The sequence below is a fragment of the Streptomyces sp. NPDC056486 genome (assembly GCF_042795295.1).
In the GTDB taxonomy this organism is placed as follows: Bacteria; Actinomycetota; Actinomycetes; order Streptomycetales; family Streptomycetaceae; genus Streptomyces.
This window is the reverse complement of record NZ_JBHTSF010000013.1, coordinates 1-11,863: the sequence shown is the minus strand read 5'-3', so window position 1 is coordinate 11,863 and position 11,863 is coordinate 1. Positions and strand designations below refer to the sequence as shown.

The window sequence follows — 11,863 nt, the reverse complement described above, 5'->3', positions numbered from 1 at the left end:
GGGTGCTTCAGGCCGTGTCGAAGACCTGGTCGCGGGCCTGGGTGAGGGCCGAGCGCAGGGCGCCGGTGAGGATCGGGTCGCCGTCGAGTTCGCTGATGCGGATCTGCGGGCGCGGCAGTGCGAGGCCGGTCAGCTCCTCCTCGACCTTGACGCGCAGCTTGTCGCCGCCCGCCTGGGCCACCGATCCTGAGAGCACGACGAGTTCGGGGTCGACGACGGCGACGACCGCGGCGATGCCGGTGGCGAGGCGGCGTGCGACCTCGCCGAGCACGGTGTCGTCGGCGAAGGCGTCCGCCAACGTGGCCGCGCCGCCCGCGAGTTGCTTGACGACCGGCGCGGAGACGAGGCTCTGGAAGCCGCCGCCCCCGTCAGGGCCGCGCGTCGCCTCGGGGCCGCCGTGCGCCAGGGGAGCGCCGGGCAGCGGCATGTAGCCGATCTCGCCCGCGCCGCCGGTCGCGCCGCGCAGCAGGGTGCCGCCGAGCACGATGGCGGCACCGACGCCGTCGTCGAGCCAGGTGAGCACGTAGTTGTCGTTGTCCTGGGCGGCGCCCTCGTACTGCTCGGCGACGGCGGCCAGGTTCACGTCGTTCTCGATGTCGACGGGCGTGCCGAGGACGGCGGCGAGATCGTCGCGCAGCGTCCGCGAGTGCCAGCCCGGCAGATGCGGGGCGTACCGCAGCTCACCGGTGTGCGGGTCGATCGCGCCGGGTGTGCCGATCACCGCGGCCCGCAGGTCGTCGTGGCCGAGTCCCGCTTGGCGCAGCGCCTCGTCGACGGCCTCGGCGACCAGTTGCGCCGTGCGGTGACGCACATCCTCGGCCACGGCTTCCGCCTCGACGCGCGCCTGCCCGATGACGGTGCCGGTGATGTCGGCGACGAGCGCGGTGATCCCCGTGGGGTCGGCGGACAGCGCGGCGACATGTGCGGCGCCCGGGTCGATCTCGTACAGCAGGGCGTTGGGGCCAGGGCGCCCGCTGAGGCTGCCGGTGGTGTGTACGAGGCCGGCGGCTTCGAGGCGCCCGAGCAGCTGCGAGGTGGTGGGCTTGGAGAGCCCGGTCAGCTCACCGATGCGGGTGCGGGTGAGCGGCCCGTGCGCGACAAGCAGGTCGAGCACCGCCCGGTCGTTCATGGCGCGCAGGACGCTCGGCGTGCCCGGGGTCCCCGGAGTGCTGCTTGCTGCTGCCATGACGACACCTGCCTATCGGCTGCCCGAAGGTTAGCGGCCGTGCGCAGGTCGGCGCTTGCCCGCTAACTGTTAGGAAACTTTCCAATTCGTGAGGACCGTACGGCTGGCGTGAATGAGGCGTCAATAGCGCACGCCCCCGCGGCAACCAAGTCGTTACCTGGTGGGGGCCGGTGTTGCACGGAGTGCTCGCGCCCTGCCCGGAGCCGGGACCCCCGTGGCCGTCGGGCCGCAGGTCTTGTCCGACTGGATTCCTATTAATCCCAACGGGTGGCTCGAATTCAGATTGTCGGCCGCGGGCCACAAGAATGACGACCCTCACGGCTGTTGGAGGTCTGGTGTCCCGCTCCGCCTCATCCCCACCGAACATGACCACCCTGGGGTGTTCCCTCTTCGCGACCCGTTGGCTCCAAGCGCCCCTGTATTTCGGCCTGGTGGCCGCTCAGGGCGTGTACGTCTACAAGTTCTTCAACGAGCTGTGGCACCTCATCCACCACGTCGTCAGCGGACACGCGGACGAGACGCACGTCATGCTCGCCGTCCTGAAGCTCGTCGATGTGGTGATGATCGCCAATCTGCTGATCATGGTGATCGTCGGCGGATACGAGACCTTCGTCTCGCGGATCGGTCTCCAGGGCCACCGGGATCAGCCCGAGTGGCTGTCGCACGTGAACTCCAACGTGCTGAAGGTCAAGCTGGCCACGGCCATCGTGGGGATCTCGTCGGTGCATCTGCTCCAGATGTTCGTCGACGTCCACCACACGCCCCGGCACGACCTTCTCTGGGGCACGGTCATCCACATGGCGTTCATCGCCTCGGCGGCCATCCTCGCCTACATGTCCGGGCCCATGGCGGCGCAGGAGGCGAGGGTGCGGGGCGTGCTGCACCGGGAAGAGGACTCGCGGGCCGTGGTCATCCCGGCCCAGCGGGACGGCGGGGATGCGGCGGAGCCGTACGCGGGTGCGGGTACGGGTGCGGGTACGGGTGCGGAGGAGCGCATCGAGGCCGCCGGGTTCCCTGCCAGGAAGGTCCTGGAGATGTTCGACGAAGGGCGTCTGCGGGCGCCCGAACCGCATGTGATCACCCGGCTCGGCAAGGTCGACTTCGTCACGCGCAAGGCGAACGTGGTGCTGCTCGGTGCGCCCGGCACGGGCAAGACGCACCTGGCGGTAGCCCTGGGCGCACGGGCCTGCCAGGCCGGACACCAGGTGCTGTTCGCGACAGCCGCCGAGTGGGGCGCACGGCTCGCGGACGCCAAGGCCGCAGGCCGGCTGCGCAAGGAACTTGCCCGGTTGGACGCGTATCCCCTGCTCGTCGTGGACGAGATCGGCTACGTGCCCTTCGACTCCGAGGTCGCCCACCTCCTCTTCCAGCTCGTCTCGCACCGCTACGAGCGGGCGTCGCTGATCGTCACCAGCAACTTGGCCCTTGGACGCTGGGGCGAGGTGTTCGGCGACGGCGCGGCAGCTTCCGCGATGGTGGACCGCCTGGCCCACCATGCGGAGGTCGTCGCCCTCGACGCCGACAGCTATCGCACGCGTCGCCCGGCGATGGTTCCGGGGGCGACCGTGTTCGCGGAGTGAGGGGAGTGAGGGGAGTAAGAGGAGCGAGGCGCCGGGATTCCGGGCGCCCCGCTCACCTGCGTACGTACCGCTACTTCGCCAGGTTCGGCGGCGGTGCTATCGGGGAGGCAGCGAGGGACTGGGGGGAGGTCGCGGACGCGTAGGCCGAAGGGGCCGCGACGCCTGCCGACGTGTCGGCCGCCTCCTCCGTCGCCTGGAGCGGGAGGCCGCCCACGATGCGGATGCCCGCAGCGTCGAAGGCCCGCTTGATGCGCCAGCGCAGCTCGCGCTCCACGCCGAGGGCGTTGCCCGGCATCGTCTTCGCGGAGACCCTCACGACCATCGAGTCGAGCAGCACGCTGTCCAGGCCGAGGACCTCGACCGGGCCCCAGAGGCGCTCGTTCCACGGCTCGTCCTTCGCCATGGACTCGCCGACCTCGAGCAGCTTCGCCTGCACCTTGTCCAGATCCTCGTCCGGGCGGACGGTGACGTCGACGCCCGCCGTGGACCAGCCCTGGCTGAGGTTGCCGATGCGCTTGACCTCGCCGTTGCGGACGTACCAGATCTCGCCCGCGTCGCCGCGCAGCTTGGTGACCCGCAGGCCGACCTCGATGACCTCGCCCGACGCGACACCCGCGTCGATCGAGTCGCCGACGCCGTACTGGTCCTCAAGGATCATGAAGACGCCGGAGAGGAAGTCCGTGACCAGGTTGCGGGCACCGAAACCGATCGCCACACCCGCGACACCCGCCGACGCGAGCAGCGGGGCGAGGTTGATCTGGAATGTGCCCAAAATCATCAGCGCGGCCGTGCCCAGGATCAGGAACGACGCCACCGAACGGAGCACCGAACCGATGGCCTGCGAGCGCTGGCGGCGCCGCTCCACGTTCACCAGGAGACCGCCGAGCGCCGAGCCGTTCATGGACTGGGCCGTGCGGTTCATGCGCTCGATGAGCTTGGTGATGGAGCGCCGGATGACCACGCGAAGGACGACGGCGACAGCGACGATCAGCAGGATGCGGAGCCCGATGCCCAGCCACGCCGACCAGTTCTGCTCGACCCAGCTCGCGGCGTTCGTCGCGCTCTCCTGGGCATCTTCCAAGGTCGGGGACTTCGGCGTCGTCTTGTCGTCCGGGTCCGTTCCGGCTGCTGACAGGACGGACAGGAACACGGCAGGTACCTCCAGGCATAGCGGCCTGCCCAGGAGATGCACCGGGCAGAGACACCACACTAACGGGGCATTGTGTGTGGATCGTTGTGATGTTCGAGGGAGAGACAGTGCTCACTTGGGGAAGATGAGGGTGTTGTACATCTGTGGTCGAAAACACTCCGAGCCCGTTACCGGCACATGGTGGCGCTTGGACCAGGCATGAGGGGAGACTGGCTACAGATCGTCCCGGCGCGAGCCACGCGCCGCCGGCGTAATAGGAGGCATCCGTGCCGCACGTCCTGGTCCTCAATGCGTCGTACGAGCCTCTAGGCGTCGTACCGCTCCGCCGCGCGCTCGTCCTCGTCCTGGAGAACAAGGCTCTCTGCCTCGAGGAATCCGGCGCCTTCATGCACAGCGCAACGCGCACTGTCCCCGCACCCAGCGTGGTCCGCCTCAAGCGGTTCGTCCGGGTCCCCTACCGGGGGCCCGTTCCTCTGACCAGGCGGGCGCTCTTCGCCCGCGACGGCGGTCGGTGCATGTACTGCGGTGGCGTCGCAACCAGCGTCGACCACGTCATTCCGAAGAGCCGTGGCGGTCAGCACGCCTGGGAGAACGTGGTGGCGTCCTGCCGCCGCTGCAACCACACCAAGGCGGACCGTCACCTACTGGAGCTGGGGTGGCGCCTGCGTCACAAGCCCGCGCCGCCCTCTGGGCTCGCGTGGCGCATCATCGGGACCGGGCATAGGGATCCGCGCTGGCTGCCGTACTTGCAGCCGTTCGGCGCGGACGACGCGATGGCCCGGATCGATGGCATTTCTGCCTGAGAGATCCGGGCTTTTACGTGTGGCCGGAGCGTCGGCGTCTGCACCGCTCCGGTCACACGTCATGAGCCGTTGCCCGACAGCAGTACGTCGCGGCCGTACGCCCTCAGCAGGACCTGCGCCCGCGGGTGGGCGGCGAGCGTGCGCACGGAGAGCGGGCTGCCGGTGCCGAGCGCGTCGGCCAGGAACGGGCGGGGAGACCAGCGGGCCGGGTTGGCGACGATCAGAGTGAGATGGCCTCGATAGCGCCGCATCAGGTGTTCGTACCGGCGGCGGAACTCCGCCACCGGTGGGACCTGGTCCGACCGGTCCGGTTCCAGGACCACGACGATGTGCCTGGCCGGGGCCGGCTCGATCAAATCGAACAGCGAGACGAACGGCAGGCCGCCCCGGCCGGAGGCCCGGTCACGGGGGTCGTCGGCGTCCAGCACACCCGTGTCCAGGACACCCGCGTAGTGGACGAGCAGCAGCTCGCTCGTGTCGCGGACGGCTTCGTGGAGCCTGTACGAGCTGTCCGGGAAGGCGGTGTCGAGCGCGACGACACGGCCGGGTTCGGTGCGGAAGAAGCTGTCGGGCCAGCGGGTCAGGGAGTCCCGGACGGCCAGCATGGCGGGAGGGAGAGGGGGAGGGGGAGACAGGGTAGGAGGGGGAGGCCAGGACGAGCGCGGTCCGCCTCCCGTCCGGTCGTACCGCTCCCGCTCGGACCACTCACGCTCACGGCGCTCCCGCTCGTACGGATCGTCCTCGTGACCGGGCCGGTGACGATAGGCGTCCGGCCAGCCGACGTCGCCCTCGTACAGCAGAACGGCCAACGAGCGGCGCGCATCCGGCCGGTGCGCCAGTAGTCGCATGTCGCCCCCCCCCGATGAGGCCTCGCCTCCATCATCTCGCGCCCGACCGCCCAACTGGCAAGCAAGGCAAGCGACTTGCTGATACTCGGGGGCGCCAGCTTACGAAGGGTCAGCCACCGCGTACGCCTCCACCGACCAGAGGGAGTAGCCGAAGCGCGTGGCCCGCTTGTCCCCCTGTACCCGGACGTAGCGGGTGTCGCGGGCGTCCATGCGGACCGCCTCGCGGCCGCCCTTGCCGTCCTTCACGGTCGCCGCCGTGCGCCAGGTCCTGCCGTCGGCGGACGTCTGTACGCGGTAGCCCGCCGCGTACGCGTCCTGCCAGCGCAGGACGACCTGACCGAGCCTGATCGGCTCCGCGAGCTCCGTCTGCCACCAGGCGCCGTCCTCGTACCGCGAGGACCAACGGGTCCTGGGGTCACCGTCGTTGGCGCCGGACGCCGGGAAGTCCTTCGTCTCGTCGCCCGATGACGACGCCTTCGCGCCGCGCGCCAGGTCGGGTCCTTCGGTGCGCGGGTAGGCGCGGACCGAGACCGTCCTGGTCCGGCCGTCGAAGGTGAGCGGGATCTCGTACGTTCCCGCGCGCGTGCCCGCCGGGACGGTGACGTCGACGGGGACGTCCACCTGCGTGCCGCGCGGCAGCGTCGACTTCTCCGGGGTGCGCACCTCGATGCCCCTGGGGGTCTTCGCCGTGACCTTGCCCTGGACGTCGCCGGGGCGCAGCGACGTCAGCTTCGCCGTGACCCGCTGTGGGCCGCCGCCGATCTCCACGTCGGCCTCGGCGCGGTCCAGGGAGAGGCGGGCGTCGGGGGAGTCGGCGTACCAGGGGACCACGTGGCGGACCGTGCCCGCGGTGACCGTGACGCGGACGGCGTCGGCGCGAAGGCCCCTCATCCTGGGCTCGGCCTCGGTGAAGCCCGTGTCGGACAGGACTCCGACGCGGCGCCAGCCATCGCCGGGGACGTGGGCCTCGACGCTGCCCTTGGTGCCGGGGTCGGTCAGCGCGGTCACCGCCGTGAGGGGGCGGGCGCGGGGGACACGGAGCGTCGCCCGGTCGGACGCCTGCTCGCTGTCGAGCCCCACCCATGCCTCGTACGCCTTCTGCGACCGCGAGAGGAAGGGGGCCAGGACGCCCTTGCCGACAGTGACCTGACCGGCGGCCTTCAGCTCCTTCTGGAGTCCGGTCAAGGTGCGCGAGGCGCGCCAGGCGGTCGCGCCGTCGCCGGTGGACTGCGCGCGCAGCATGTCGACCGCCGTCTCGCCCGCTTCCCCGTAGCGGGCCAACTGCTCGACCCAGGGCCGTACTTCGCTGTAGAGCCCGCTTTCGCTGTCGGCGAGTCGCTGCGGCGCTTCCTTCATGACGGTGAAGGCGTCCCGCAGGGCCTGCCCGGACTTCTTGATGCGGGCGGTGTCCGTCGTCGTACGCGCGCGCCAGAAGTCGTCCATGAGCGGGCGCACATACGCCGATTCGTCGGCGCCGAGCACGGACGACGCGTCATTGCCCGCGAGGGCCCGCAGCGCGCCCCGCGTCTTCTTGTCGCCGCCCGCGAGGTCGTCGATCGCGGCGAGCCAGGACTCGTGCGGGCGGTAGGCGCGGGGGTTCCAGGCGTAGTCGGCCGCGGTGAACAGCGGGATGCGGGACGCGGACGGCTGCTCCATGGCGTTGCCGAGCAGCGCCGCGGAGCCGGTGGCCACGGCGGGCTCGCGGCCGGTGTAGGGGCCGAGGAAGACGCGGTCCTGCGCGTAGTCGTTGACGGGGTAGTTGTCCATCGTCACGAGTGGGTGAGCGCCGAACGCCTCGCGGGCGCCCGTGAGTTCTCGCCCGGTGATGGTCCTGGGGACCACGCCGACGCCGGTCCACGCCACCTCGATGCCGTGGTCGAGGCGGTCCGCGATGGCGTCGCGGTACTCGGTCGAGCCGTTCTGGTAGTACTCCGTGGGCATCAGCGAGAGCGGCTTCGCGTCCGGGTGGCGCTCGGCGAGGTGCGCGGAGACGGCGTCGGCGACGCGGGACTGCGCCTTCGCGGCGGCCTCGGGGCCCGAACCGAAGGCGTCGGCGTCCGCCTCGCAGTGCCACTCGCTGTAGCTGACGTCCTGGAACTGCAGCTGGAAGGCGCGCACGCCCAGGGCCCACATCGCGTCGATCTTGCGGTTCAGGGCCTTGATGTCCTTCTCGGACGACATGCACATGGCCTGGCCGGGGGCGACGGCCCAGGCGAGCGTCACGTGGTTGCGCTTCGCCCGCTCGGCGAGGGCGCGGAAGTCGGCGCGCTGGCCCGCGGGGTACGGCTCGCGCCAGCGTGCCTGGCGGTACAGGTCGTCGCCGGGGGCGTAGAGATAGCGGTTCTGCTTCGTGCGGCCCATGAAGTCCAGCTGCTTCAGGCGCTGTTCGCGGGTCCACGGGGTGCCGTAGAAGCCCTCCGTCATGCCGCGGACCGCGGTGCCCGGCCAGTCGCGGATCTGGACTCCGGGGACGGTCTTCCGGGCGCCGCCGGCGCTCTCACTGCTCTTGGTGACCAGCTGGCGCAGGGTCTGTACGCCGTGGAAGAGGCCGTCGTCACCCACGCCCGCGAGGGCGATGGTGTCCTGGCCGCCGATCCGGCCCACCGCGAGGCGGTAGCCGCCGGACGGGAGGTCGCGTCGGTCGCGGGCGCCGAGGGTGCGCAGCGCTTCGTCGGCGCGCGCGCCTCCGGCACGGACGACGAGGTTCCCGCTGCCCGCGGGGAGCTGGTCACCGTCCTCGACCTCGGTGATCCTGCGGGCGCCCGCGTCATGCAGGAGGGCGCGCAGGACGTCCATGGCGTACGGGTCCGGGGCCCGGCCCGTGACCAGGACGACCTCGTCGGTGACGGTGACCGGAGTCCCTGCCGTGCTCATCGCCTGGGGGCGGGGCCAGACCGGGGGGAGGGCGCCGTCGGTCTCCCGGCCGTCGCTCTCCTGATCGCCCTCGCGGTCGTCGTCCGCGGAAGTGGCCGGGGGGCCGGGCTTTCCGGGGAGGCCGGGGGCGGCGACAGCGCCGGGGGCGCCGCCGAGTGCGCCTGCGATGACGGCGACGGCGACGGCCGTCGCGCCCTTCCTGCGCCGCAGCTGCACGGCACTCTCCTCGTGTCCCTCGTCCTGGGGCCTGGTGATCACGTTTGGTGCATGATTCGTCTCAGTGAGTGACAGAGCCCATCACTCGCGTGGCGCGGGTGTCAACGGGCGTGGGCGTTGTGGGGGTTTTCTTCCGAGTGGCGGTGTCGCCTGGCAGCGCCGGGTGATGCTCCCGGGGCAGGAGGGGGCGGAACAGGGAAAAAGGAAGATCTTGCGTCTATGCCCCTGCTCCGGGAAACGAATGTGAGTACGCGCACGTTCATACAACGGATATGTCTGCGATCGCGCTTACGGGGTAGGGCTGCTGCCGAAGACCCGTCCCGCCCCCTGACAAGGAGCCCTACGTGCCCGCTTCCACGATGCTTCTCTCCGCTCTCTCCAAACAGGTCTCCGGTCCTGACTCCGGACTCGACGGCTCCTGCTCCTGCGGCTGCCTCGAGCCGCCCCTGACCAGCGAGCCCCCGCTCGCCGATGCCGCACCCCTGACCAGCGAGCCCCCGCTCGCCGACGCCGCCCCGCTGACCAGCGAGCCGACCTCCACCGGCACCGCGTCGGGCCTGGACTACATGGGGGTCTAGATGGCCCCAACCGGAGCTACCGGTCCCACCGGCCCCACTGAGCCCGCCGGACTGACCGGATCCACTGGACCCATCGGACTTTCCCGCCTTGCCGCCCTGTATGGCGTGGCGACTTCTTACTCCCCGTCACCGGACCTGACCGTCCCGGCCACCGACGCCGCGGTGATCGCGGCCCTGGCCGCCCTCGACGTGGACGCGAGCACACCCGAGGCGGTGCGCCGCGCCCTCACGGCCCGTGAGACGGAGTCGAGCGCTCGGTTGCTGCCGCCGACGGTGGTGGTGTGGCAGGGCGGCTCTCCCGCAGCCCCACCCTGGTCAGGCCTGCCACCGGGCACGAGGCTGTCCGTGGAGACGGAGCAGGGGGAGCGGCTGGAGTGGGAGATGCCGGGGGTGGGAGGGGGATTCCCGGGGACGGACCCGTCGGGCATGGGCCCGGCAGGCGCGGACGCCCCGAACAGCGACCCCTTGAACACGGACCCCCTGAGCCCAGATCCTCAGATGCCGGGTAATCAGGTGGCCGGGTGGGAGACATCGCCGCGAAGCGGCGTAAAGAAGGCCGAGCCCCACTCCCAGCCGCAGCCCCAGCCACAGCTTCAAGCGGCGGCGCTGCCGCTGGGTGTGCACCGGATCCGGGCCGAGACCCCGGACGCCCACACGGCCACCGCCCACCTCGTCGTCGCCCCGGACCACTTGCCGCCCCCGCGCGAGAACACGTACGGAATACTCGTCCAGCTCTACTCCCTCCTCTCCAGCCGCTCCTGGGGCATGGGCGACCTCGGTGACCTCGCCGAGCTGGCCGCCTGGTCCGGGCGGACGCTGGATGCGGGATTCGTGCAGGTCAACCCGTTGCACGGGGCGGTGCCGAAACCGCCGGACGGGTCGTCCGACCCCTCTCCCTACCGCCCTTCGTCGCGCCGCTTCCCCGACCCCGTCCATCTCCGGATCGAGGACATTCCCGAGTACGCCCATCTGGAAGGCGAGGCCCGCGACCAGGCCGCCGACCTCACGCGCCGAGCCGCCGCACTGCGCGAGTCCGTACTCCAGCAGGGGCAGTTGATCGACCGCGACGCGGTCTGGGCGCTCAAGCTCGAGGCCCTGGAGCTGATCCGCGAGGTCCCGCTCGGCCCCGGACGGCGCGCCGCCTACAACGACTTCCTCGCCGAGCACGGCGAAGCCCTTGAGGATCACGCCACTTGGTACGCGCTCGCCGAGCGGTACGGCCCCGACTGGCACACCTGGCCCGCGCCCCTGCGCGACCCCGCGTCGCCCCAATCCGCCCGCGCACGGCGTGAGTTGATGGATCGCGTCGACTTCCACTGCCGTCTCGCCTGGCTCACCGACGCCCAGCTCGCCGCCGCGCAGCGCTCCGCGCGCGACGCGGGCATGGACATCGGCCTCGTGCACGACCTCGCGGTCGGTGTGCATCCGGCAGGGGCCGACGCCTGGGCGCAGCAGTGGCACTTCGCCGCGGGCATGTCGGCCGGTGCCCCGCCGGACGCGTTCAACGCGCGCGGCCAGGACTGGGGCCTCCCGCCCTGGCGCCCGGACCGCCTCGCCGAGTCCGGATACGCCCCCTACCGCGCCCTCCTGCGCGGACTGCTCCGCCGCGCCGGCGCGATCCGCATCGACCATGTGATGGGGCTCTTCCGGCTCTGGTGGGTCCCGGAGGGCCGCGCGCCCACCGAGGGAACGTATGTCCATTACGACGCCGATGCGATGCTCGCCGTCCTCGCTCTGGAGGCGCACCGCGCGGGTTCTCTCGTCATCGGCGAGGACCTCGGCACCGTAGAGCCGGGTGTTCGCGAGACCTTGCAGCGGCACGGGGTGCTCGGCACGTCCGTGCTCTGGTTCGAGCGGGACTGGGCGGGTACGGGACGGCCGTTGCCGCCCGAGCGGTGGCGTGCGGACTGCCTGGCCACCGCCACCACCCACGACCTGCCCTCCACCGCGGCCCGTCTCACGGGCGAGCACGTCCAACTCCGCGACCGGCTCGGTCTTCTGACCCGCCCGGTGGCCGTGGAGCAGGCCGAAGCCGCGGCCGACGTGTCCGAGTGGCTCGCGCTGCTCTCCCGGCTCGGGATGCTGCCCGGCGGCGGCGGGAACGAGCAGGAGGAGATCCGCGCCGTGCACCGCTTCCTGCGCGCCACCCCGGCCCGCATGATCGGCGTATGGCTGCCGGACACCGTCGGCGACCGCCGCCCGCAGAACCTCCCCGGCACCTGGGACCAGTACCCCAATTGGCGGCTGCCGATCGCCGACGCCGAAGGCCGCCCCGTCACCCTGGAGGAACTCGCCGCGGCGCCGCGCCTGCACGCGTTCATGGACGTGTTCACGGACGCGTTCCGCGGACGCCGGGAACCCCGTACGGCACCCCCGGGCGCGCGGCCCGTTTAGCCATTCGCTACGTTGGCACCGTGGACAAGAAGAACGCTCTGCGCGCCGGTGCCCTGGCTTCCGGTACGACGCTGATGATGCTGCTCATGTCGTCCCCCGCGTTTGCGTACATGCAGGACGACGGTGACGACCCGGGTCCGGGCCTGAGCGTGGTCGAGACGCTGGGCCTCTATGTCGTGGCGCCCATCGTGCTGTTCCTGGTGATCGCGGGCCTCGTCATGGTCGGTGACAAGT

Annotated in this window: 9 protein-coding genes; 5 read left to right on the top strand and 4 right to left on the bottom strand. The window is 71.3% G+C overall.

What is annotated here, in order from left to right; translation table 11 throughout:
- Positions 1 to 7 precede the first annotated feature (7 nt).
- Positions 8 to 1,186, bottom strand: a complete 1,179-nt coding sequence (locus tag ACFQ7F_RS08385) for an ROK family protein (RefSeq protein ID WP_383268007.1) — start codon at positions 1,184 to 1,186, stop codon at positions 8 to 10.
- A gap of 365 nt (positions 1,187 to 1,551) precedes the next feature.
- On the opposite strand from ACFQ7F_RS08385, the gene istB reads away from it, so the two are divergent.
- Positions 1,552 to 2,766: an IS21-like element helper ATPase IstB gene (istB, locus tag ACFQ7F_RS08380; RefSeq protein ID WP_383268004.1), complete on the top strand. Its 1,215-nt coding sequence runs from the start codon at positions 1,552 to 1,554 to the stop codon at positions 2,764 to 2,766.
- Between the two features lie 70 nt (positions 2,767 to 2,836).
- Here istB and ACFQ7F_RS08375 read toward each other — a convergent pair whose 3' ends face one another.
- The gene (locus ACFQ7F_RS08375) at positions 2,837 to 3,916 is read right to left on the bottom strand and encodes a mechanosensitive ion channel family protein (protein WP_383268001.1); all 1,080 of its coding nucleotides are present in this window, start codon (positions 3,914 to 3,916) and stop codon (positions 2,837 to 2,839) included.
- 266 nt (positions 3,917 to 4,182) lie between these two features.
- On the opposite strand from ACFQ7F_RS08375, the gene ACFQ7F_RS08370 reads away from it, so the two are divergent.
- The gene (locus tag ACFQ7F_RS08370) at positions 4,183 to 4,719 is read left to right on the top strand and encodes an HNH endonuclease (protein ID WP_190080400.1); all 537 of its coding nucleotides are present in this window, start codon (positions 4,183 to 4,185) and stop codon (positions 4,717 to 4,719) included.
- A 59-nt stretch (positions 4,720 to 4,778) separates the two neighbouring features.
- On the opposite strand, the gene ACFQ7F_RS08365 is transcribed toward ACFQ7F_RS08370, so the two are convergent.
- Together ACFQ7F_RS08365 and ACFQ7F_RS08360 are read right to left on the bottom strand one after the other, a co-directional pair.
- A complete protein-coding gene (locus tag ACFQ7F_RS08365) occupies positions 4,779 to 5,567 on the bottom strand; it encodes a hypothetical protein (RefSeq protein ID WP_383267999.1) in 789 nt (262 codons plus the stop codon).
- Positions 5,568 to 5,666: 99 nt separating this feature from the next.
- Positions 5,667 to 8,657, bottom strand: a complete 2,991-nt coding sequence (locus ACFQ7F_RS08360) for a beta-N-acetylglucosaminidase domain-containing protein (RefSeq protein ID WP_383268177.1) — start codon at positions 8,655 to 8,657, stop codon at positions 5,667 to 5,669.
- A 359-nt stretch (positions 8,658 to 9,016) separates the two neighbouring features.
- Here ACFQ7F_RS08360 and ACFQ7F_RS08355 point away from each other — a divergent pair, with 359 nt between their 5' ends.
- From ACFQ7F_RS08355 to ACFQ7F_RS08345, 3 genes are all read left to right on the top strand, one after another.
- Positions 9,017 to 9,235, top strand: coding sequence for a hypothetical protein (locus tag ACFQ7F_RS08355; RefSeq protein ID WP_383268174.1), 219 nt, complete (start codon positions 9,017 to 9,019; stop codon positions 9,233 to 9,235).
- 72 nt (positions 9,236 to 9,307) lie between these two features.
- Positions 9,308 to 11,629, top strand: coding sequence for a 4-alpha-glucanotransferase (gene malQ / locus ACFQ7F_RS08350; RefSeq protein ID WP_383268171.1), 2,322 nt, complete (start codon positions 9,308 to 9,310; stop codon positions 11,627 to 11,629).
- A gap of 20 nt (positions 11,630 to 11,649) precedes the next feature.
- On the top strand, positions 11,650 to 11,863 hold a 214-nt coding region (locus ACFQ7F_RS08345), incomplete at its 3' end, for a hypothetical protein (RefSeq protein WP_383267997.1).

Bases quoted from the DNA above. Each gene is read 5' to 3' on its own strand.
- ACFQ7F_RS08385 (WP_383268007.1), bottom strand. From the start codon at position 1,186: ATGGCAGCAGCAAGCAGCACTCCGGGGACCCCGGGCACGCCGAGCGTC.
- istB (WP_383268004.1), top strand. From the start codon at position 1,552: ATGACCACCCTGGGGTGTTCCCTCTTCGCGACCCGTTGGCTCCAAGCG.
- ACFQ7F_RS08365 (WP_383267999.1), bottom strand. From the start codon at position 5,567: ATGCGACTACTGGCGCACCGGCCGGATGCGCGCCGCTCGTTGGCCGTT.
- ACFQ7F_RS08355 (WP_383268174.1), top strand. From the start codon at position 9,017: ATGCTTCTCTCCGCTCTCTCCAAACAGGTCTCCGGTCCTGACTCCGGA.